The organism is Streptomyces sp. NPDC050610, assembly GCF_040654875.1.
Taxonomy (GTDB): Bacteria; Actinomycetota; Actinomycetes; order Streptomycetales; family Streptomycetaceae; genus Streptomyces.
This window is the reverse complement of record NZ_JBFAIV010000002.1, coordinates 353,999-376,440: the sequence shown is the minus strand read 5'-3', so window position 1 is coordinate 376,440 and position 22,442 is coordinate 353,999. Positions and strand designations below refer to the sequence as shown.

The following is a 22,442-nucleotide window of genomic DNA, read 5'->3' as shown; positions in this document are numbered from 1 at the left end:
GGGCCGTGTGCGGGCAGTAGGGTTACGCCCTCGGGGCGATTGCCATGCACGGAGGGGCTAAAAGACGTGAACTTGCGTGACCTGGTGTACGGGCTCTACGCCCGCCGGGTGGAAAACCGCTTGGACCACGCTCAGGTGCCCAAGCACATCGGCGTGATCCTCGACGGCAACCGCCGCTGGGCGCGGGCCGACGGCCGTACGACCGAGCAGGGTCACCAGGCGGGCGCCGAGAAGATCAAGGAACTGCTGGGCTGGTGCGCCGAGACCGACGTCGAGGTCGTCACGCTCTGGCTGCTGTCCACGGACAACCTCGACCGGACCGAGGACGAACTGCGCCCGCTGCTGGGCATCATCGAGAACACCGTGCGCGGCCTGGCCGCCGACGGACGCTGGCGCGTCCACCACGTGGGCACCCTCGACCTGCTGCCCGACCGCACCCAGACCGTGCTCAAGGAAGCCGAGCAGGCGACCCACGACAAGGACGGCATACTCGTCAACGTCGCCGTCGGCTACGGCGGGCGGCAGGAGATCGCGGACGCGGTGCGCTCGCTGATCCTGGAGGCGGCGGAGCGCGGCAGCTCGTTCGAGGAGCTCGCCGAGATCGTCGACGTCGAGCACATCTCCAAGCACCTCTACACGCGCGGCCAGCCCGACCCCGACCTGGTGATCCGGACCAGCGGCGAGCAGCGGCTGTCCGGCTTCATGCTCTGGCAGAGCGCCCACTCCGAGTACTACTTCTGCGAGGTCTTCTGGCCCGCCTTCAGGAAGGTCGACTTCCTGCGCGCGCTGCGCGACTACGCGGCGCGCCACCGCCGCTACGGCGGCTGACACCCGCCGCCGGCGCGGCGCGGCTCCGGGGCGCGCCGGCCGACACGCCGGGCGACCCGTCCGGCGGTACGGACCCTCGCGGTACGGACTACGGCGTACGGGCTCCACGCGAAGCGGCCAGCGCACTGATCGAATCGTTCACCTGCTCGTCGCATATGCCGTTGCATGGGCGCGCACGTTAGAGGGAATATCCCTGTCAGGTCGACGGTCTGTCCAAGATCGTCGAACTGCCAGCGGGCGGCATGGGGCCGCCCGCCCGGGAGGCCCTTTGCAAACGGACGACCGTGCGGATCGTACGGACGACGCGGAGGGCCGGCGTCCGGCCCTCGTAAGGCCAGGACCCGGTCCATTCCCGCGCGACGACGTCGCACCCCGACCTCTCCCGAGGGGGTTCGTCCACCCGTGGTGACCAGCAAGAAGCGCCGTGAGCTCGACCGGCGCACCTATGTCCTCGACACCAGCGTCCTGCTGGCCGACCCAGGCTCGATGTCCCGCTTCGACGAGCACGAGGTCGTGCTGCCGGTCGTAGTGGTCACCGAGCTGGAGGCCAAGCGGCACCACCCCGAGCTCGGCTACTTCGCCCGGCAGGCCCTGCGCCTGCTGGACGGCTACCGGGTGCAGTTCGGGCGGCTCGACGCGCCGATCCCGATCGGCGAGTTGGGCGGGACGCTCAGGGTCGAGCTCAACCACTCCGACCCGGGCGTTCTTCCGGCGGGCTTCCGGCTCGGCGACAACGACTCGCGCATCCTGGCGGTGGCGCGCAACCTCCAGGCCGAGGGGCACGACGTCACCGTCGTCTCCAAGGACCTGCCCTTGCGCATCAAGGCGTCGTCCGTGGGGCTGCTCGCGGAGGAGTACCGCGCCGAGCTGGCGATCACCGACTCCGGCTGGACGGGGATGACCGAGCTGGCCGTCACCGCCGAGCAGGTCGACGAGCTCTTCGCCGCCGAGAGCGCCTCCGTGCCGGAGGCGGCCGAACTGCCCGTGCACACCGGGCTGGTGCTCCAGTCCGAGCGCGGCAAGGCGCTCGGCCGGGTCGCGGCGGACGGCTCGGTCCGGCTGGTGCGGGGCGACCGGGAGGCGTTCGGCATCCACGGCCGCAGCGCCGAGCAGCGCGTCGCGCTCGACCTGCTGCTCGACCCGGACGTCGGCATCGTCTCCATGGGCGGCCGCGCGGGCACGGGCAAGTCGGCGCTGGCGCTCTGCGCCGGCCTGGAGGCCGTACTGGAGCGGCAGCAGCACCGCAAGGTGATGGTCTTCCGCCCCCTGTACGCGGTCGGCGGCCAGGAGCTGGGCTATCTGCCCGGCAGCGAGTCGGAGAAGATGAGCCCCTGGGCCCAAGCCGTCTTCGACACGCTGTCGGCGGTCACCAGCGCCGAGGTCATCGAAGAGGTGGTGGGGCGCGGCATGTTGGAGGTGCTGCCGCTCACCCATATCCGGGGCCGCTCGCTGCACGACGCGTTCGTGATCGTCGACGAGGCGCAGTCCCTGGAGCGGAACGTCCTGCTGACCGTTCTGTCGCGGATCGGCGCCAACTCGCGCGTCGTGCTGACCCATGACGTCGCGCAGCGCGACAATCTGCGGGTCGGCCGGTACGACGGCGTGGTGGCGGTCGTCGAGAAGCTCAAGGGCCACCCGCTCTTCGCGCACATCACGCTGAACCGTTCGGAGCGCTCGCCGATCGCGGCGCTCGTGACCGAGATGCTGGAGGACGGGCGGATCTGACGGAGTTCGCACCCCAGGACGCCGCGCGGCGAAGCGCAGGAGCTTAGCCGCGCGGCGTCTTGCTGCGCTGCCTTTTCCGCTAAACCTACTCGGCAAACAGGGTGTGACCTTTCCCACGCAACCGGGAATTGCCTAGGAGCGTTGAGTTCCGGCAGAGTCTCAGTCCTGTCAGGCCCCGCATACGGCACACGAGCACCCCCAGCGGTGCGACACCACAAGAACTGAACAGCGTCGCCGTATGCCGCCCGAGCACCACGCGGACCTCCTTCCCCGGAGGGCCCACCGGGCCCGTGCCTCCTGTGACCAGCCGGCCCCCACCGCTCAGCGGGGGACCCGGGACCAATCGGAGGCCAGCGTCAGGGGCACGATTGCGTCCGCACGGTCACCTATGCGGGCGATGCTGGAAGGAAACCGTGTGAGCCGGATTTCGGTCCGGGGATTCGCCGTGGCGTCCGCCACCGCGGTCACCACAGTCGGCGCCGTCGTCGGTGTCGCCTCGGGCAGCGAGCAGGGCACGACCGACTCGGTCGAGGCCACCGCCGCCGATTCGACGATCCTCGCGGACATCCCCACTGGTCAGAACGTCCAGGCCCAGACCGCTTCCCTGACGCAGCAGGCGGACACCCAGTCCGCGGCCGCGGCATCCGACGCCAAGAAGGCCGCCGAGGCGGACGCCCGCAAGCAGGCGGCCAAGGACGCGCAGGCCAAGAAGGACGCCGCGGACGAGAAGGCGAAGAAGGAAAAGGAAGCCGAGGAGAAGGCGAAGAAGGAGCACGAGGAGAAGGAGAAGGAGACCAGCCGTTCCGGCGGTCACGACGACCTCTCCAGCCTCTCCACCAAGGGCTCCTACTCCGTCGCCGAGGTCAAGGCGATGGCACAGCAGATCGTCCCGGCCGACCAGTTCCAGTGCTTCAGCAACATCGTGAACAACGAGAGCACCTGGAACTACAAGGCGTCGAACCCCTCCTCCGGTGCGTACGGACTCGTGCAGGCGCTGCCCGGCACCAAGATGTCCTCCGCGGGCGCCGACTGGCAGACCAACCCGGCCACGCAGATCAAGTGGGGCCTCAGCTACATGAACGACCGCTACCACAGCCCGTGCGGCGCGTGGGCGTTCTGGCAGGCCAACAACTACTACTAGGCCGCGCAGCTCCCCATTACCCGGCCCCCGACCTCAACCGGTCGGGGGCCGCGTGTGTCTTCAGGGGCGACACATGCCGTGCCCGAGGCCAGGTCACGGGTAACGTCGACCCGTATGGCCGCGGGGATGGGGTAGAGGAAGAGAATGTCCAGATTGCCAGAGTGGGTCGGCGGCTTGGGGGCCGGTCTGTCGCGGCTCGCCGAGCGGTTGGACCAGCAGCGCAGGGAGGCGTCCGAGGACGCCGAGCCGGGTGCGTCCGACCGGGAGGGCTCCGGGTACGGGGCCGAGCGCGCGTACGAAAGTGAACACGGCGGCTCCGCGCCGGCCGAGGAAGGCGCGGCGCCGGACCGTACGGGCGCGACCGCCGAGCCGCCCCCCGGCGTCGACGACGAGGCCCGGCCGAAACGGGGCCTCGGGTGGGAGAAGAGCCGGGACCGGTCGGACCCGGCCGACGCGCCGCGCGACGACGCCGAGCCGCACGAACCGGAACACGTTCCCCCGCCGCCCGCGTACGCCCCGGCCATAGCGCCCCGGCCCGACCCGGTCGCCGCCGTCCCCTGGGGCGTGCGGGTGGCCGCCGAGGTCGGCTGGCGGATGCTGGTGCTGTCGGGAGCGGTGTGGGTGCTGATGAAGGTCATCAGCGATGTGCAGCTCGTGGTGCTCTCGTTCGTCGCCGGGCTGCTCATCACGGCGATGCTCCAGCCGACCGTCGCGCGGCTCAAGCGGCGCGGCGTGCCGCGCGGGCTCGCCACCGCCATCGTCTTCATCGGCGGCTTCGTCATCATGGGACTGGTCACCTGGTTCGTGGTGTGGCAGGTGACGGAGAACATCGACGACCTGACGTCCAAGGTGCAGCACGGCATCACGGATCTGAAGCACTCGCTGCTCAACAGCCCGTTCCATGTGACCGAGGATCAGATCAACAACATCGCCGACAACCTGAGCAAGGCCATCGGCAGCAATACCAAGGACATCACCTCGGCGGGGCTTGAGGGGGTCCAGGTCGTCATCGAGATGTTCACCGGCATCCTGCTGACGATGTTCTCCACCCTCTTCCTGCTCTACGACGGGCCGAAGATCTGGGGCTGGCTGCTCAAGCTGCTGCCGGGCGCCGCCCGCGAGGGCGTGGCGGGCGCGGGGCCGCGGGCGTGGACGACGCTCACCGCCTATGTGCGCGGCACGGTGATAGTGGCGCTGATCGACGCGATAGCCATCGGCGTCGGGATCTACTTCCTGGAAGTGCCGATGGCGGTGCCGCTGGCCGTGTTCATCTTCCTGTTCGCGTTCATCCCGATGGTGGGCGCGGTCGTCTCCGGCGCGCTCGCGGTGATCGTGGGGCTGGTGACGCACGGGGTGTTCACGGCGGCGATGGTGCTCGTGGTGGTCCTCGCCGTGCAGCAGATCGAGGGCCATGTGCTGCAGCCGTTCATCCTGGGCCGCGCGGTGCGCGTCCACCCGCTGGCCGTGGTCCTCTCCGTCGCGACGGGCTCGCTGATCGCGGGCATCGGCGGCGCGGTGGTCGCGGTGCCGCTGGTGGCGGTGACGAACACGGTGGTCGGCTATCTGCGCGCGTACTCCAAGGAGCAGGCGCTGCGCACGGCTCCGGCGTCGCCCGCGCCGGCGGCGGGGGGCGGGGCCTCCTCGACGGCGGACCGGGTCGGGGCCGCGGGGGCGAGAGAGTAGGGGCGGGCGGCCCCTCCCGGACTCCGGGCGGGGCCGCCTGTACGTACGCGGCCGTACGCACGTACGGGGCCGACCGTCGTACGTACGCAGGCGGCCGTACGTACGCGCCCGGCGTACGCACGTACCGCGCGAAAAGGGGCGGTCCCACCAGCATCGTGCTGGTGGGACCGCCCCTCGCTCTTCGACGTGGTGCTGTACGCGGCCCGTCAGCCGCCGAGCACGGCCTCGGAGTCGAGCGTGGCGCCGACGGCCTGCAGGACGGCGGCGATCTTGAACGCCTCCTGGATCGTCTCGCGGTCGACGCCGGCCTTGCGGAGCACCTGCTCGTGCGAGTCGAGGCACATGCCGCAGCCGTTGATCGCGGAGACCGCGAGCGACCAGAGCTCGAAGTCGGCCTTCTCCACGCCCGGATTGCCGATGACGTTCATCCGCAGGCCCGCGCGCAGGTTGCCGTACTCCGGGTCCGACAGCAGGTGCCGGGTCCGGTAGTAGACGTTGTTCATCGCCATGATGGCGGCGGCCGACTTGGCCGCGGTGTACGCCTCGGGGGAGAGGTTGGCCTTGGCCTCCGGCTCCAGCTCCTTGAGCACGCGCGGCGAGCGCGAGGCGATGGCGCAGGCGAGCACCGTGCCCCACAGCTGCTGCTTGGGCAGCTCGGAGTTGCCGATCACCGAACCGAGGTTCAGCTTCAGGTCCTTGGCGAAGTCCGGTACGGCGGACTTCAGTTCATCGAGTGCCATTCCTGGTCACTCGCCCGCGAGCAGCGCGACCGGGTCGAGGGTGTCCTCGCCCTTGCTCCAGTTGCACGGGCAGAGCTCGTCCGTCTGGAGCGCGTCGAGGACCCGCAGGACCTCCTTGGGGTTACGGCCCACGGAACCGGCGGTCACCATGGTGAACTGGATCTCGTTGTTCGGGTCCACGATGAAGACGGCGCGCTGCGCGAAGCCGTCCTCGCCCTCGACGCCACAGTCGCGCATGAGGTCGTGCTTGGAGTCGGCGAGCATCGGGAAGGGCAGGTCACGCAGGTCGGCGTGGTCCTTGCGCCAGGCGTGGTGCACGAACTCGGAGTCGCCGGAGACGCCGAGGATCTGCGCGTCGCGGTCGGCGAACTCGTCGTTCAGCTTGCCGAACGCGGCGATCTCGGTGGGGCACACGAAGGTGAAGTCCTTCGGCCAGAAGAAGACGACCTTCCACTTGCCCTCGTAGGTCTTCTGGTCGATCTGCGCGAACGCCTTGTCCGCATCGAGGTCCACGCAGGCGGTCAGGTCGAACTCGGGGAACTTGTCACCGACAGTGAGCACGCGCTCTCCTTCAGACTTGCTGAGGAAACCCATTGCGGGAGTTTCCTGAGGGTTGGACGAGAGCCACAGTGCCACACGAGGTATTGATCAGTGAAATAGCTAGACTGTGTGTTGTTGATCGGAGGTAGTTATCAGTGACAGCGTCCACGACGCCGGGAACCAGACCCCGGCAGCCCAGCCTCGCCCAGCTCCGGGCCTTCGCCGCCGTCGCCGAGCACCTGCACTTCCGCGACGCCGCGGCCGACATCGGCATGAGCCAGCCCGCCCTCTCCGGCGCGGTCGCCGCGCTGGAGGAGACGCTCGGGGTGCAGCTCCTTGAGCGTACGACCCGCAAGGTGCTGCTCAGTCCGGCGGGCGAGCGGCTCGCGGCCCGGGCCCGTACCGTGCTCGACGCCGTCGGCGCGCTGCTCGAAGAGGCGGACGCGGCGCGCGCGCCCTTCACCGGGCCGCTGCGGCTCGGCGTGATCCCCACCGTCGCGCCGTACCTGCTGCCGACCGTACTCCGCCTGATCCACGACGCCTATCCCGCGCTCGACCTCCAGGTCCACGAGGAGCAGACCGCCTCCCTCCTCGACGGGCTCGGCCACGGCCGGCTCGATCTGCTGCTCCTCGCGGTGCCGCTCGGCGCGCCGGGCACCACCGAGCTCCCGCTCTTCGACGAGGACTTCGTGCTCGTCATGCCGCACGAACACTGGCTCGCCGGGCGCGGCGACATCCCCCGCGAGGCGCTCAAGGAACTCGACCTGCTCCTCCTCGACGAGGGCCACTGCCTGCGCGACCAGGCCCTCGACGTCTGCCGGGAGGCGGGCCGCACGGCAGGCGCGGCCGTCACCACCAGCGCCGCGGGCCTCGCCACGCTGGTCCAGCTCGTCGGAGGCGGGCTCGGCGTGACGCTGCTGCCGCGCACGGCGCTGCGCGTGGAGACCGATCGCAACGACCAGCTCACCACGGGCTGCTTCGCGGACCCGGCGCCGTCCCGGCGGATCGCGCTGGTCATGCGCTCGGGGGCCGCGCGGCAGGGGGAGTTCGAGGAACTGGCGGCGGCGCTGCGCGAGGCCCTGCGCGAACTGCCGGTGCGGATAGCGGCCTGACGGACCGTAGGGCTCTCAGGGGCGGCGGCCGTACCGCCCGGCCCCGCCGCCGGCCACGACGCCGCGGCTCGTTCGTGAGCCGGCCGTCGAGGGCGGGGGCGGAGGCCGGGCGGGGGCCGTCAGGCGGATGCCTCAGTCACTCCGTACGTACCGTCGTCACTCCGTACGGAGCCCGTCCGGGCGCATCATCCGCCACAGCGGTGGCAGGCTGATCAGCGTCACCACCAGGATCACGGCGGCGCCGACGCCGGTCAGGGGCAGGAACACCAGCCAGTCGGCCGCCGAGCGGTTGAGCATCCGCATCAGCACCACCCCCAGGCCCAGGCCGCCCACGATGGCCAGGGCCAGGCCCAGCACCACCGGGACCGCCGTCTGCCACAGCACGGACCAGGCCATCGTGGTGCGCCGGGTGCCGAAGGCCACGAGCACGGACAGCAGGCGCCTGCGTTCGCGCAGCTGCTCCAGCATGGAGACCAGCATGCTGGCCGCGATCAGCAGCATCGTCGCCCCCGCGGCCAGGTACAGCCCGGTGCTGACGGTGTTGAACCGCTTGTCGTTGCGGTAGTTCTCGATGGACCGCACGAACATCGTCGGGTCGATCCGCGCCGCCGTGTTACGGACGTAGTCGGTCGCGTCCGGCTGCCGCGGGTCGACCCGGATGGTCATCCGCAGGGCGGGGGCCAGCAGGTCGGAGACGCGCAGGGCCGAAGGGGTCGCGTAGATCCCCGACTGCCGGTCCCCCCGGGGGTCGGTGCGCGCCTGGAGGGTCCGCGCCGACTTCGGCACGGTCCACGTCTTGACCGACGACGGCTTCTTCCCCTCCTCGGTCGGCCGCAGGTCGAGCTTCGCGCCGGGCTTCGCCAGCTCGCCGCCCGGGTCCGGGCTCCGGTCCCCCCGCACCAGGAAGACGTCGCCGTCCTCGCAGCCCCCGGTCGACCGCGCGATCTGCCGCAGCGTCGGGCAGTCGCCGACCATCAGCGTCTCGCTGGGCTTGAACTCCTCCCCCTTGCGCAGCGGCCCCGCCCGCTCCACGTTCGCCTCGATGGTGCCGATGACGTCGGCCACGCCCTTGGTGGTCCGGAACTCGTCGAGCACCTTGCGCGCCGTGGCGGGGTCGTCCGTGTTCGTGTCGGCGTAGAGCTGAGCGCGCTCGCTGTCCATGCCCGTCGCCTTGCGGAAGTCGCCCTGCACGCCGGAGAAGAGCATCTGGAGCGCGATGGTGCCCGCCACCGCCACGGTGATGCCGCTGACCGCGCGCGCCGCCGTGCCGCTGCTGAGCTGGAGCCGCCGAGTGGCGAGCTGCCAGGCGACCGGGCCGCCCCGCAGCCGTCCCACCACGGCCTCCACCAGCCAGGGCAGGAGCAGGGTGAGAGCGAGCAGCATCAGCGCCGCGCCCGTGGCGACCTGGGCCGTCTTGACCTGCCCGCCGCTCCCGTCGAGGCTGCCGGCCAACGGCAGGAGCAGCGCGAGGCCCAGGACCAGGACGGCCAGCCGCCACAGCAGCCGCCGCCGTCGCTCGCCGGTGCCGCGCACCACGCCGAGCGGCTCGATGCTGATGCCGCGCAGCGCGAAGAGCGTGACGGCGACGGCGGACGCCGGAATGGCCAGCACGACGACCGCGGCGAGCCAGGGCACGGGGGTCACGTCGGCCGGGAAGACGTTGATGTCCCAGATCGTGACCGAGCCGATGAGTTCCCGCCCGAGCAGGAAGAACGCGGCGCCCAGGATCAGGCCTAGGAGCGAGCCGAAGAGCGCTTCCCCGGCGGCGATCCGCCGTGTCATCCGCCGGTCGGCGCCGACCAGCCGCAGCGCGGCGAGCCGCCGGTCGCGCTGTTCGCCGCCGAACCGCACCGCCGTGGCGATGAAGACGGCCACCGGCATCAGCAGCACCACGCAGGCCACGATGATCACGAGTACGAGCTTCGCGTCCATCGGCCTGGTGTCGCCGTACCCCTTCTCGCCGCCGAAGTGGTCGGTGCGTATGCCCCTTTCGTTGGAGCCGAGGTTGTCGCTGCCGGCGTAGTAGACGAGTTCGCTGGGCCCCACCACGCCCTGGTCGCCGATGGTGCCGACGACCTTGTAGTTCTTCAGCCGCTCCCGCAGCAGCCCGCTCCCGGGCTCGTGCAGCAGGTCGCGCAGGGCGGGGGAGACGACCATCTCGCCGGAGCCGGGCATCTTCGCGACGCCGGGCGGCGCGGGCGGGCGGGCTCCGTCGGGCTGGAGCAGGACGCCGTTGATCTCGTCGTCGCGGAAGGCGCTCCTGTTGGTCACGTAGACGAAGGAGTGGTCGGAGGGGTGCAGCTCCCCGTCCGGGAAGGAGATGTAGCGGTTCTCCCCGCGCTGGTTGCGGGCGTCGAGGAGGCTGGGTATGGAGGAGGCGCCCAGCAGCAGGGCCACGCCCAGCCCGACGCCGACGGCGGTCAGGGTCGTACGTATCCAGCCCTGGCGTCCGCCGCCCGCGGCGAAGCGGACGCCCATCATGAGGTCGCGGGCCCAGGCGGCGAGCCCGCCGGGCGGTTTGCCCGGGGGCCGGCGGGCGCCGTCCCGGTCGGCCGCCACGTCGTCGAGGAGGGTCACCGGGCACCCGCCATGTCGCGGGCCTTGCCGTCGCGCACGACGACCTCGCGGTCCGAGTACGCGGCGACCCGCGCCTCATGGGTGACCAGCACGACGGCGGCCCGGGACTCGCGGGCGGCCTGCGTGAACAGCTCCATCACGCGCTCGCCGTTGAGCGAGTCCAGCGCGCCGGTCGGTTCGTCGGCGAAGAGCACGCGCGGCGAGGTGACCAGCGAGCGGGCGACGGCGACGCGCTGCCCCTGGCCGCCGGAGACCTGACCGGGCCGCTTCGCGCCGACCTCGGCGACCTCCAACCGCTCCATCCACTCCAGCGCGCGGGCCTCGGCGGTCTTGCGCTTCACGCCGGTCAGCCGCAGCGGCAGGGCGACGTTCTCGACGCAGGTCAGCTCGGGCACGAGCTGGCCGAACTGGAAGACGAAGCCGAACTCGCCGCGGCGCAGCGCGCTGCGCTCGGCGTCCCCCATGGCCGACAGCTCGCGGCCGTCGAAGCGGACGGAGCCCGAGTCGGGCCGGACGATGCCGGCGAGGCAGTGCAGCAGCGTCGACTTGCCGGAGCCCGAGGGGCCCATGACGGCGACGACCTCGCCCGGGTGGATGGAGAAGTCCGCGCCGTCGAGGGCGGGCGTGGGCCCGTACGCCTTGCGCAGGTCGTGGGCGGAGAGCAGGGCGCCGGCGGGGGTCACGGCCGTACCTCCTTGGCGAGCTGGCCGAGCCGGGCAGCGGTCAGTTCCAGCCACCTCAGATCGGCTTCGAGGTGGAAGAGGGCGTGGTCGCAGATGAGCTGGTCGACCAGCTCGCCGGTGCGCTTCTGCTGGGTCAGTTCGCGCATCAGGCGCAGGTGTTCGGAGCGCTGCACGTCCAGCAGGTCGTTGGCGTCGCGGCCGGTCAGCAGCGCCAGGACGACCTTGGTGTAGAGGGTCGACTGGAGGTACGGCTCGGGGGCCTCGGGCTGGGAGAGCCACTGGGCGACGTCGGTCACGCCCGCCTCGGTGATGGCGTAGCGCTTCCGGTCGGGGCCGCTGCCGTGCTCTATGCCGTCGACCTCGACGAGGCCGTTCTTCAGGAGGCGCGACATCGTCGAGTAGACCTGGCCGTAGTGGAGCGGGCGGCTCTGGCCGAAGCGCTCGTCGAAGGCGCGCTTGAGGTCGTAACCGTGGCGTGGGCCGGACTCCAGGAGCCCGAGCAGGGTGAGGCCGATTGACATGCGGAGCACTCTACACCACGTGTATACCTTGAGTGCATAGTTGGGAATGGGGGGGCGTTCTCGCAGGTCAGGAGTGTTTTTAGGGGGCGGGGCGGGCGGGGCTACGAACCGGGGGCGGGCGGCGGGGGAGCCTCCTCCTCGCCGCCCGCCCCCCGGTCCTGCTTCGGCGGCCGGCCGCGGCGCGGCAGCGCGCCCGTGCCGCCGGGCAGCCGTCCCGCGTCCGCGAGCGCCTTGCGCAGCAGGAACTCGATCTGCGCGTTGGTGCTGCGCAGTTCGTCGCCCGCCCAGCGTGCCAGCGCGTCGTGCACCAGCGGGTCGAGCCGCAGCAGCACCTGCTTGCGCTGCCGCGGCCGCCGCTCGGGGGTCTGGCCGGTCACTGGTAGAGCGAGCCCGTGTTCAGGACGGGCTGTGCGGCGCGGTCGCCGCACAGCACCACCATGAGGTTGCTGACCATGGCCGCTTTTCGCTCCTCGTCGAGCTCGACGATCCCCTGGTCGCTGATGCGGCCCAGAGCCTCCTCGACCATGCCGACCGCGCCCTCCACGATCTGCCGGCGGGCGGCCACGACCGCGCCCGCCTGCTGGCGCTGGAGCATCGCGGAGGCGATTTCCGGCGCGTACGCGAGGTGGGTGAAGCGCGACTCGATGATGTGCACGCCGGCCGCCTCGACGCGGGCGCTCAGCTCGACGGCGAGCTTCTCGGTGATCTCCTCGGCGTTGCCGCGGAGCGAGAGGCCGTCCTCGTCGTGGGCGTCATAGGGGTACTCGATGGCGATGTGGCGGACGGCGGCCTCGGTCTGGGTGGCGACGAATTCGAGGAAGTCGTCGACCTCGAACATCGCCTGCGCGGTGTCCTCCACCCGCCAGACGACGACCGCGGCGAGCTCGATCGGGTTGCCGTAGGCGTCGTTCACCTTGAGCACCGCGGTCTCGTGGTTGCGCACGCGGGTCGAGATCTTCTCCCGGCTGGTGAACGGGTTGACCCAGCGGAGGCCGTCGGTGCGGATGGTGCCGCGGTAGCGGCCGAAGAGCTGGACGACGCGGGCCTCGCCGGGCGCCACCATGTTCACGCCCCGCATGGCGAACAGCGAGCCGACCAGGAGCGCGATGCCGACGACGACCAGCGGCACGCCGAGCGCCTGGTGGCCGCCGGACGCCATGGCGCCGCCGCTGATGGCGAGCGCGATGCCGACGAGTACGCCGACGACGCTGAGCAGCAGACCGAGTCCGCCGTTGATGTCGTGCGCCGGGGTCTCGCGGACCCGGGGTGCGGGCATCGCCGGACCCTCGGCGTCTGCGGGCCCCTCGGCGGGTGCGGTGTCGGCTGTGGACATGGTGGTCCCCCGTTTCTGACGTGGTGTTACAGCGGTGCGGACGGTCCGTCCGTATCTAGCAAACTGATATCACTTTACACCCTGGTACAGGTGTATGAATCTGGGACGACTACGGTTCCAGCGGGACGCGTGCTGTATGTCACGTGTGGTAGAGGCTCCCTCCATGAGCTTTTGGTGACAGATGCGGTGTTAGTTTCTTGAGCCGGGTTTGGGGGCGGACAGACTGGAGCTACGGGAGCGATGGGCCGAGCGGAAGCGCGGAAGGCGCAAAAGAAGGGCGCCCGCAGAGCAAAGGGCAAGGCGGGCAGGAACGGTAAAAAAGGCGGAATACGCCGCTTTTTCACCTGGAAGAAGCTGCTCGCCTACTTCGTGGCTGTGTGCGCGCTCATCGTGGGCGGCGCCATCGGGCTCTACTGGTACGTGGACGTGCCGGCGGGGGGCAATCCCGCGGCCAAGGAGCAGAGCAACGTCTACAAGCTGAGCAACGGTGCGGTGCTGGCCCGAAAGGGTGCCACCAACCGTGAGTCCGTACCGCTCTCGAAGATCCCGCGGGACGTCCAGCGCGCCTTCGTGGCCGTCGAGAACAAGAACTTCTACGACGACGACGGCGTCGACATCAAGGGCACCACCCGAGGCGTCCTCAACACCCTGCTGGGGCGAGGCAAGCAGGGTGGTTCGACCATCACCCAGCAGTACGTCAAGAACTACTACCTGGGCCAGGAGCAGACCGTCACCCGCAAGGTGAAGGAACTGATCATCTCCCTCAAGGTCGACCGCGAGAAGGACAAGAACGAGATCCTCGCCGGGTATCTGAACACCAGCTTCTACGGGCGCAATGCCTACGGCATCCAGGCCGCCGCCCGCGCGTACTACGGCAAGGACGTCGGCAAGCTCTCCATCGAGGAAGGCGCCTATCTGGCCGCGCTGCTCCAGGCGCCGAGCCAGTACGACATGGCGGTCGCCGGCCCGGTGGGCAAGAAGCTCGCGCTGGGGCGCTGGAACGACTCCCTGAACAAGATGGTCGAGAAGGGCTGGCTCGACAAGGCCAAGCGGGACAAGATGAAGTTCCCGCAGCCGATCAAGCCCAAGCCCGAGCCCGGGCTCTCGGGCCAGACCGGCTATCTGGTGAAGGCGGCCGACGACGAGCTGCGCAGGTCCGGCATCTCGGACCAGGAGCTGGCCGCGGGCGGCTGGACCATCACGCTCAACATCGACCCGAAGAAGCAGAAGGCGCTGAAGGCGGCCGTCGAGGGCGAGGTCCTCGACAAGCTCGACCTCAAGAAGCGCAAGGCCGACCGGGACGCGCAGGTCGGCGCGGCCTCCGTCGATCCGAAGACCGGCAGGCTCCTCGCGATCTACGGCGGGTCGGACTACTTCAAGCACTACACGAGCAACGCCACCCGCGAGGACTACCAGCCGGCCTCCACCTTCAAGCCGCTCATCCTCGCCGCGGCGCTCAAGGACGGCGCCAAGACGCAGGACGGCCTGCCGATCAACGCCAACACCATCTATGACGGGACCAGCGGCCGGCCGGTCAAGGGCAGTACGACGGCGTTCGCACCGCCCAACGAGGACAAGACGGACTACGGCCAGATCAACGTCCAGAAGGCGATGAACAACTCCGTCAACTCCGTCTTCGCGCAGATGGCGGTGGACGTCGGCCTCGAAAAGGTCAAGCAGACCGCCATCGACATGGGCATGAGCCCCAAGGCGGGCGGCTTCGACGTACGGCCCGCCATGTCGCTCGGCGTGATGGGCGCGAGCCCGGTGGAGATGGCCGGCATCTACGCGACGCTCGACCACCACGGCAAGAAGGTCACGCCGACGATCGTCAAGTCCGCGACGAACCAGATAGGCGGCAAGGCCGAGATCAAGGACTCGATCGGGGAACAGGTCATTCCGCGCGATACCGCCGACTCCGTCACCCATGTCCTGACCGGTGTGGTCGACGACGGTACGGGCTCCGCCGTGCAGAACGCGGACCAGCAGGTGGCGGGCAAGACCGGTACCTCCGACGACAACAAGTCGGCCTGGTTCACCGGCTACACGCCCGACCTCGTCACCTCGGTCGGCATGTTCGGCGAGGGCGAGGGCGGCAAGCAGGTGACCCTTGGGGGCACCTTGGGCAAGAAGCGCATCAACGGCGGCGACCTCCCGGCCAACATCTGGGCCGCGTACACCAAGCAGGCGCTGAGCGGCGAGTCGCCGTCCAAGTTCGACCTGGCGGAGGGCTCGGCGCTGGATTCCCCGCCGCCCACGTCCCCGACGGCGCCGCCCCCCTCGACGCAGACCACGCCCGCGCCGCCGAGCCACACGGCGACGACGCCGCCGCCGACGCACAGTCAGTCGCCGCCGCCGACCCACAGCCAGACGTCGCCGCCGCCGACCCACCACACGCCGCCGCCGTGGACGCCGTCCGTACCGCCGCCGACGTCGCCGACCGGTGGTGGCAGGCCGGGTGACGACGACGACGGCTGGGGTCTCTGAGAACGCGCCGGGCCCCGCCGATCCAAGTGGATCGGCGGGGCCCGGTTCGCTGTCCGGCGGCCCGCGCCCGCACGGGGCGTACAGCCGTTCCTCAGCCGCCGTTGACCTTGCTCGCGACGCGGTCGCCGAGCGCCTTGTCGACGTTGTGCCAGTACTGGAAGGCGCGCTCGGCCACCGGCTTGCTGACGCCGTCCTTGATGTGCCCGGCGATGTTGTCGGCGAGCCGCTCGCGCTGCGCGTCGTCGAGGACCTCGCGGACCATGGTGCCCGGCTGGGTCCAGTCGTCGTCCTCGCGGTGCTGCCGGTACGCCTCGCGGACCATCTCGCCCGCCGCCGCCCAGCCCGCCGGATCGCCGTAGGTCCCGGTGTCCGCGTCGGGGCCGCCCTTGGAGTTCGGCGCGTACGGGGCCGACACGTTGGACGGCACGTAGCGCATCGGGCCGTCCTTGGAGTAGGAGTTGACGGGCGCGTGCGGCCGGTTGGGCGGCAGCTGCGTGTAGTTGGGGCCGATCCGGTACCGGTGGGTGTCCGGGTACGAGAAGAGGCGGCCCAGCAGCATCTTGTCCGGGGACGGGCCGATGCCCGGCACCAGGTTCGAGGGCTCGAACGCGGCCTGCTCGATGTGGATGAAGAAATCCTCCGGGTTGCGGTCCAGCGTCATCCGGCCGACCTCGATCAGCGGGTAGTCGCTGTGCGGCCACACCTTGGTCAGGTCGAAGGGGTTGAAGCGGTAGTCCGCCGCGTCCTCGAACGGCATGACCTGGACGTACATCGTCCATGAGGGCGCGTTGCCGCCCGCGATCGCGTCGAACAGGTCCCGCCGGTGCACATCGGCGTCCGCGCCCGCGAGGTGGTCGGCCTCCTCCTGGGTGTAGAACTCGATGCCCTGGTCGGTCTTGATGTGGTACTTGATCCAGAACCGCTCGCCGCCGCCGTTGACCCACATGTACGTGTGGGAGCTGTAGCCGTTCATGTGGCGGTAGCTCTTCGGGATGCCGCGGTCGCCCATCAGCCAGGTGACCATGTGCGCCGACTCGGGGGAGAGCGTCCAGAAGTCCCACTGCATGTCGTGGTCGCGCAGCCCGCTGTCGAGGCGGCGCTTCTGGGACCGGATGAAATCCTGGAATTTCATCGGGTCCTTGACGAAGAACACCGGCGTGTTGTTGCCCACCAGGTCGTAGTTGCCGTGCTCGGTGTAGAACTTCAGCGCGAAGCCGCGGGGGTCGCGCCAGGTGTCCGGGCTGCCCTGCTCGCCCGCGACGGTGGAGAAGCGGGCCAGCATCTCGGTGCGCCTGCCCGGCTGGAAGAGGTCCGCCTTGGTGAACTGGCTGACGTCATTGGTGACCTCGAAGGTCCCGTACGCCCCGCTGCCCTTGGCGTGCACCACCCGCTCGGGGACCCGTTCGCGGTTGAACTGGGCCATCTTCTCGATCAGGTAGTGGTCCTGGAGCAGAATCGGACCGGTTTCGCCGGCGATGGTCAGCGAGTGCTCGTCGCTCTCCACCGGGATGCCGACGTTGTTCGTCGTGTACGGGGCCTTGGGCGCGGAGTCGGTCATTCGGAGCGCCTCCATAGGGTGCGCGGGGAACGTGGTGGCGTGGTGCTGAGTCCACCCAAGCAGTCAACTCCGCCGACGGCATGTCGGCAACAGCTTGGACTGCGTCCAAGTCCGTACACGGGAGAATTCTAGACACCCGCCGGTATGGGGAGCTCGAACCAGACCACTTTCCCCGCGCTCAGCCGCGTCGCACCCCACCGCCGCGCCATCCTGTTGACCAGATACAGCCCCCGGCCGCCCTCGTCCGAAGGCCGCGCCTGCCGCAGCCTCGGCAGCTGCGGCACATCGTCGCCCACCTCGCAGCGCAGGACGTCCGTACGCAGCAGCCGCAGCGTGATCGGCCGCTCCGCGTACCGCACGGCGTTCGTGACCACCTCGCTGACCAGCAGCTCCACCGAGTCCGTCAGCTCCTCCAGGCCCCAGCGCGCCAGCGCCCGGCGGGCGAGGCGGCGTGCCTGGCCCGCCGTCTGGGCGCGCGGGTCCAGGAACCAGTACGCCACATCGCTCGGCGCGATCCCGTCGAACCGGGCCGCCAGCAGCGCGATGTCGTCGTCCCGGTCGCCCGGGCCGAGCATCCCCAGCACCTCGTCGCAGAGCGGCTCCAGCGGCGGCGGATTCGGGCCGGTCAGCCGGGCCGTCTCGGTCAGCCGCTCCCGCAGCTGCTCGATGCCCGTCCACACGTCCCGGATGCGCGACTCGACGAGCCCGTCCGTGTACAGCAGCAGCGTCGCGCCCGCCGGGGCGTCCAACTCGACCGCCTCGAAGTCCACGCCGCCTACGCCGATCGGTGCGCCCGGCGGTACCCGCAGCACCTCCGCGCGCCCGCCGCGGTGCAGCAGCAGCGGCGGCGGATGACCGGCGTTGGCGATCACGATGCGGTGCGCGACCGGGTCGTAGACCGCGTACAGGCAGGTGGCCATGCGGTCGGTGCCCAGCCGCTGCGCCTGCTCGTCGAGGTGGTGCAGCACCTCCTGCGGCGGCAGATCCAGCCCGGCCAGGGTCTGCGCGGTGGTGCGCAGCTGGCCCATGATCGCCGCGGAGGTCATGGAGTGGCCCATGACATCGCCGACGACCAGGGCCACCCGGTTTCCGGGCAGCGGGATCGCGTCGTACCAGTCGCCGCCGACCCGCGCCGTCTCGGCGGCCGGCAGATAGCGGCTGGCGAGCCGGACGCCCGTCGGCTGCGGCAGGGAGTCCGGCAGCATGGTGCGCTGCAACTCGTCCGCGATGTAGACCTCGCGCCCGTACAGCACGGCCTTGTCCACGCCCAGCGCGGTGTGCGTGGCCAGCTGCGCCGCGACCAGCAGGTCGTCGCTCTCGAAGGCGGGCCGCTCCGGGCGCCGTACGAACACGGCCGCGCCGATCACCCGGCGGCGGCCGCGCAGCGGCGCGAGGATCGTACGATGCCCGTCCGGCACCCGGCGGGCGTCGCCCAGCAGCTCCGGCAGCGCGGCCCGCGCCGCCGTGGAGTCGCCGAACACGGGCCGTACGCCGCGCAGCACCTCGGCCAGCGGGCCGCCCATGACCACCTCGCAGCGCTCGGTGGCGCCGCCCGCGAGCACAGGGCTCAGGTCCGGCTGCGGGGGCAGCAGCGGCAGCCGTACGCCGTCGGTGTCGGCCTCCTCGGGTATCCGGTCGGTGCGCCGCAGCCGCAGCACGACCGGGTCCACGGGGCGCTCGTCGCCCACCGGCAGCGGGTCGCGCAGATAGACGAGGATCGCGTCCGCGAAGGTCGGCACCGTCGCCCGGCAGAGCCCGAGCACGATCTCGTCGAGGTCGATGCCGCGCGCGATGCGGCGCGTCGCGGCCCCCACGAACCGCAGCCGCTCGCCGCCGGTGCCGCTGGCGGTGGGCCGGCCCTCGCGCGGGCCGCGGGGCCCGCCCACCTCGGCGAGCGGGCGGCCGCCGGCCGGCGGCGCGGGCGGCGGCCCGGCCGCGTCGGCGTGCGCGCCGCCCGAGCGGGCCGCCTCGTGCCCGGCCGGATGCTCCGCGTGCCCGGCCGCGCCGCGGCCCGGCTCGTCCGGACGGCGCTGCGGCGGGGACGTACGGTCGCCCGGCACGGGGACCGGGGCGCCGGTCCCGGGGCCTTGGTCCTCGTCGGGGCGGGCGCCCCTGGACGCGCCGCTCGCGGCGTGGCCGTCGGCGCCGTGCGCCGCCTGGGCCGTGCCGTCCGGGCAGCCGTCGGCGCGCCGCGGCCGGCCGGTCTCCGGCGCCGGGGCGGCGGACGGCGGCAGCGCGGCGCGGGGGTCCGGGACCGCGCTGTGCGCGTCGTCCGGGCCCGCGCTCGCGCCGGAGGCGGCGGGCTGCCGTGCTTCGTGGGAGGTCGGGTGCTCCGTCACGCGTGAGGTTCCATCCGTCCGGGGCCGTACGCCCATTCGCCGCGGGCGCACCGAGTGTCAGGCGCGTCGCAGATTGAGGAAGAGCTGGATCTCGGGGGGTACATCCGTGCTGGCCGGGGCGTAGGCGTGCGAGTCCTCCCCGACGACATCGAAACCCGCATCCCGCACGACTCGGCGCAATTCGTCCCGCAGGTAACCGGATACCCGGATGGTGTTGCCGAGGAACGGAATGGAAAAATCGTTCACGTCGGCTTCCACCATGCCGAGCGCCAGCAGCCCCTCGGGGCGCAGCATCCCGTGCAGCATCCGCAGTGCGTGCGGGATCTCGGGGCGGGGCAGCATCAGCAGCGTGAAGAACGCCGCGATGCCGTCGAAGGAGCCGAGCCGCCCGTCCCGCAGCTCGGCGATGTCGGCCAGGTGGAATTCGGCGCCCGGCACGTTGTCGCGCGCCAGCTTGAGGATGCCGGGGGAGATGTCGACGCCGACCACCTCGTGCCCGGCCTCGCTCAGCCGGCGGGCCGTGGGCAGGCCCGTACCGCAGCCGAGGTCGAGGACGCGGGAGCCGGGCGGCAGCGCCGACGCCAGCCAGTCGCCCGCCGTGAGCTGCCCGTCCTTGTGCGGGAAGGCGTCGTCGTAGCGGTCGCCGATCGCGTCGAACGCCTCGGCCTGGCCGGTGCGGTCCAGCCCCGCGCGGGCATATCCGTCATACCCCTGGTTGTCGTCACCGCTCACGGCTCCGCCCCTTCTGTGACCGCTTATGGCCCTTTTCGACCGCTCGTCAAATACCGTGCACCGTTCGAGAGTTGCCCGTGCTCGCACGTGTTCTTCACTCCCGTACGGGGTTCCGGAGGACGATCCTACGGTTGCCGTGCGGGGACGCAGCAAGAGGCTCACGCCCGGACGCGCGCCGGGGTGCGGTCCCAGTCTGCCGGGAGCTCCGGCACGGCCCACGCCGGGTCCGGCCGCCAGCCCTCCCAGCCCGCCGAGAACGGAGGGCCCCAGTCGTGGATCACCTTGATCGCCGAGCGCCCCGCGGCCCGTACCCGGTCCGCCTTGGCCGGTGACATCAGGCCGACCCGCTGCGCCTGTTCGAACTCGTCCTCGTCCTTCCATTCCCAACTGCGGTCCGGGTAGACCGAGATGTCGAGGAAATGGTCCTCGGAGTCGACACCCCCGGCCCAGCGGGCGAGCGGCTCCTCAAGGTTCACGTACCAGTCCTTGAAGCGCCAGCCGCGCTCCCAGAACAGCCAGACCGACCACGGCTCGCCCGGCCGGGCGAGCTTGAGCACCCCGGTGCCGAACCAGCGCGAGCGCGTCGTCGTCCGCGGCTTGGTGTAGCGCGTGGCCAGCGGCTCGCGATGGACCGGCGTACCGTCGGCGAGCAGGGGCTTGACGCAGTCCGTGCCGGGCGCCATCCACACCGCCAGCAGCTCGTCGGTGTCCCGCACGACGGTGACGGGGCGGCAGATGTGGATGCGATCGCAGGCGTTGTCGCGGTAGCGCCACAGGATGTGATCCCCCGGCGCCCAGTGCGCGGTCTCTGCCGTTCCCGTCGTCTCCATCGTGTCCGCTGTCATGCACAGATCTTAGGTGCCGCCCCCGTCGAGCGGCCGTGATCTGTGCGGCACGCGCGTCCCGGCCCCCGCGCGGCGGCTACGGCCGGGTCATGCGCAGCACGTCAAGGGCCTCGTCGAGCTGTTCGAGGGTCAGCAGCCCGCGGTCCACATAGCCGCCTTCGAGCACCACTTCGCGGATCGTCTTCCGCTCGGCGAGGGACTTCTTGGCGACCTTCGCCGCCTCCTCGTACCCGATGTACCGGTTGAGCGGGGTCACCACGGACGGCGACGACTCGGCGTACTCGCGGGCCCGCTCCGCGTTCGCGGTGATCCCGTCGACGGTGCGGTCGGCCAGTAGCCGCGAGGCGTTGGCGAGCAGCCGCACGGACTCCAGGAAGTTCTTGGCGATCACCGGGAGCATCACATTGAGCTCGAAGTTCCCGGCGGCGCCCGCCGTGGCGACGGTCAGATCGTTGCCGGCCACCTGTGCGGCCACCATCAGCACCGCCTCCGGGATGACCGGATTGACCTTCCCCGGCATGATCGACGAGCCGGGCTGGAGGTCGGGCAGTGCGATCTCGGCCAACCCCGTGCGCGGGCCCGAGGCCATCCAGCGCAGATCGTTGGAGATCTTGGTGAGGCCCACCGCGACGGTCCGCAACTGGCCGCTGGCCTCGACCAGCCCGTCGCGCGCGCCCTGCGCCTCGAAGTGGTTGCGGGCCTCCGTCAGCGGCAGCCCGCTGGCCCGGGCGACCTCCGCGATCACGGCGGCGGAGAAGCCGGGCGGGGTGTTGATGCCGGTGCCCACCGCGGTGCCGCCGAGCGGCAGTTCCGCCAGCCGGGGCAGGGCGGCGCGCAGCCGCTCCACGCCGTAGCGGACCTGGGCCGCGTAGCCGCCGAACTCCTGGCCGAGCGTGACCGGGGTCGCGTCCATCAGGTGCGTACGGCCCGACTTGACGACCTCCGCGAACTCCTCTGCCTTGCGCTCCAGCGACTCGGCGAGATGGTCCAGCGCGGGGATCAGATCGCGGGTGACCGCGGCGGTCGCGGCGATGTGGATGGAGGAGGGGAAGACGTCGTTGGAGGACTGGCTGGCGTTGACATGGTCGTTGGGGTGCACGTCGCGGCCGAGCCGCTCGGCGGCCAGCGTCGCGATGACCTCGTTGGCGTTCATGTTGGACGAGGTGCCGGAGCCCGTCTGGAAGACGTCCACCGGGAAGTGGTCGTCCCAGCGGCCCTCCGCGACCTCGTCCGCGGCGGCCGCGACGGCGTCCGCCACCTCTCGGTCCACCACCCCCAACTCGGCGTTGACCTGGGCGGCGGCGGCCTTGATACGGGCCAGCGCCTCGATATGGGCCCGCTCCAGGTGCGCTCCGCTGATGGGGAAGTTCTCCACGGCGCGCTGGGTCTGCGCCCGCCACTTGGCGTGCGCGGGCACCCGCACCTCGCCCATGGAGTCGTGCTCGATCCGGTAGGTGCTCCCGTGCTCGTCGCGGGGAGTGCCACTGCCTTGGTCGGCCATCGTCAGCCACCTCCTGTGAAGAAGAGCGTTTGTCTGGTTCGCGGTGTTCCCAAACACCACTACTTGCCAGTAAATACCGGAGGCAACAACTGAAACC

At 71.0% G+C, this 22,442-nt stretch carries 18 protein-coding genes; 6 read left to right on the top strand and 12 right to left on the bottom strand.

What is annotated here, in order from left to right:
- The first annotated feature begins 66 nt into the window (after positions 1-66).
- The 4 genes from AB0I22_RS03945 to AB0I22_RS03930 all read left to right on the top strand — a co-directional run bounded on the left by AB0I22_RS03945 (position 67) and on the right by AB0I22_RS03930 (position 5,377).
- Positions 67-828 carry an isoprenyl transferase gene (locus tag AB0I22_RS03945; protein WP_363129002.1) on the top strand — a complete coding sequence of 254 codons (762 nt, stop codon included), beginning with the start codon at positions 67-69 and terminating at the stop codon, positions 826-828.
- A 402-nt stretch (positions 829-1,230) separates the two neighbouring features.
- Positions 1,231-2,553: a PhoH family protein gene (locus AB0I22_RS03940; RefSeq protein WP_363129001.1), complete on the top strand. Its 1,323-nt coding sequence runs from the start codon at positions 1,231-1,233 to the stop codon at positions 2,551-2,553.
- Between the two features lie 397 nt (positions 2,554-2,950).
- Positions 2,951-3,694 (top strand): transglycosylase SLT domain-containing protein, encoded by a 744-nt coding sequence (locus tag AB0I22_RS03935; RefSeq protein WP_363129000.1) that lies wholly within the window; start codon positions 2,951-2,953, stop codon positions 3,692-3,694.
- Between the two features lie 144 nt (positions 3,695-3,838).
- Positions 3,839-5,377 carry an AI-2E family transporter gene (locus AB0I22_RS03930; protein ID WP_363128999.1) on the top strand — a complete coding sequence of 513 codons (1,539 nt, stop codon included), beginning with the start codon at positions 3,839-3,841 and terminating at the stop codon, positions 5,375-5,377.
- Positions 5,378-5,583: 206 nt separating this feature from the next.
- On the opposite strand, the gene AB0I22_RS03925 is transcribed toward AB0I22_RS03930, so the two are convergent.
- Positions 5,584-6,117: an alkyl hydroperoxide reductase gene (locus AB0I22_RS03925; RefSeq protein ID WP_363128998.1), complete on the bottom strand. Its 534-nt coding sequence runs from the start codon at positions 6,115-6,117 to the stop codon at positions 5,584-5,586.
- A 6-nt stretch (positions 6,118-6,123) separates the two neighbouring features.
- Positions 6,124-6,678 (bottom strand): peroxiredoxin, encoded by a 555-nt coding sequence (locus AB0I22_RS03920; protein ID WP_363128997.1) that lies wholly within the window; start codon positions 6,676-6,678, stop codon positions 6,124-6,126.
- A 134-nt stretch (positions 6,679-6,812) separates the two neighbouring features.
- On the opposite strand from AB0I22_RS03920, the gene AB0I22_RS03915 reads away from it, so the two are divergent.
- Positions 6,813-7,769 carry a LysR substrate-binding domain-containing protein gene (locus AB0I22_RS03915; protein ID WP_363128996.1) on the top strand — a complete coding sequence of 319 codons (957 nt, stop codon included), beginning with the start codon at positions 6,813-6,815 and terminating at the stop codon, positions 7,767-7,769.
- Positions 7,770-7,925: 156 nt separating this feature from the next.
- Here the strand turns inward: AB0I22_RS03915 and AB0I22_RS03910 are convergent, their stop codons facing one another.
- The 5 genes from AB0I22_RS03910 to AB0I22_RS03890 form a co-directional block, all read right to left on the bottom strand.
- Positions 7,926-10,247, bottom strand: coding sequence for an FtsX-like permease family protein (locus AB0I22_RS03910; RefSeq protein ID WP_363129103.1), 2,322 nt, complete (start codon positions 10,245-10,247; stop codon positions 7,926-7,928).
- 95 nt (positions 10,248-10,342) lie between these two features.
- Positions 10,343-11,029, bottom strand: a complete 687-nt coding sequence (locus AB0I22_RS03905; RefSeq protein WP_363128995.1) for an ABC transporter ATP-binding protein — start codon at positions 11,027-11,029, stop codon at positions 10,343-10,345.
- A complete protein-coding gene (locus AB0I22_RS03900; RefSeq protein WP_363128994.1) occupies positions 11,026-11,550 on the bottom strand; it encodes a PadR family transcriptional regulator in 525 nt (174 codons plus the stop codon). The genes AB0I22_RS03905 and AB0I22_RS03900 overlap by 4 nt, the downstream gene beginning before the upstream one ends.
- Positions 11,551-11,651: 101 nt before the next feature.
- Complete coding sequence (locus tag AB0I22_RS03895) at positions 11,652-11,927, bottom strand: hypothetical protein (RefSeq protein ID WP_363128993.1); 276 nt, start codon at positions 11,925-11,927, stop codon at positions 11,652-11,654.
- Positions 11,924-12,883, bottom strand: a complete 960-nt coding sequence (locus AB0I22_RS03890) for an SPFH domain-containing protein (protein WP_363128992.1) — start codon at positions 12,881-12,883, stop codon at positions 11,924-11,926. The genes AB0I22_RS03895 and AB0I22_RS03890 overlap by 4 nt, the downstream gene beginning before the upstream one ends.
- Positions 12,884-13,123: 240 nt before the next feature.
- Between AB0I22_RS03890 and AB0I22_RS03885 the strand changes: the two genes are divergently transcribed.
- A complete protein-coding gene (locus AB0I22_RS03885) occupies positions 13,124-15,370 on the top strand; it encodes a transglycosylase domain-containing protein (RefSeq protein WP_363128991.1) in 2,247 nt (748 codons plus the stop codon).
- A 91-nt stretch (positions 15,371-15,461) separates the two neighbouring features.
- Here AB0I22_RS03885 and AB0I22_RS03880 read toward each other — a convergent pair whose 3' ends face one another.
- From AB0I22_RS03880 to AB0I22_RS03860, 5 genes are all read right to left on the bottom strand, one after another.
- Positions 15,462-16,928, bottom strand: a complete 1,467-nt coding sequence (locus AB0I22_RS03880; RefSeq protein WP_363128990.1) for a catalase — start codon at positions 16,926-16,928, stop codon at positions 15,462-15,464.
- A 128-nt stretch (positions 16,929-17,056) separates the two neighbouring features.
- On the bottom strand, positions 17,057-19,267 hold the full coding sequence (locus tag AB0I22_RS03875; RefSeq protein ID WP_363128989.1) for a SpoIIE family protein phosphatase: 2,211 nt from the start codon (positions 19,265-19,267) through the stop codon (positions 17,057-17,059).
- 57 nt (positions 19,268-19,324) lie between these two features.
- Complete coding sequence (locus AB0I22_RS03870) at positions 19,325-19,999, bottom strand: class I SAM-dependent methyltransferase (RefSeq protein ID WP_363128988.1); 675 nt, start codon at positions 19,997-19,999, stop codon at positions 19,325-19,327.
- 158 nt (positions 20,000-20,157) lie between these two features.
- Entirely contained in the window at positions 20,158-20,844 is a 687-nt protein-coding gene (locus AB0I22_RS03865; RefSeq protein WP_363128987.1) for a DUF402 domain-containing protein, read from the bottom strand.
- Between the two features lie 76 nt (positions 20,845-20,920).
- Positions 20,921-22,345 carry a class II fumarate hydratase gene (locus AB0I22_RS03860; protein ID WP_363128986.1) on the bottom strand — a complete coding sequence of 475 codons (1,425 nt, stop codon included), beginning with the start codon at positions 22,343-22,345 and terminating at the stop codon, positions 20,921-20,923.
- Between the last annotated feature and the right edge of the window lie 97 nt (positions 22,346-22,442).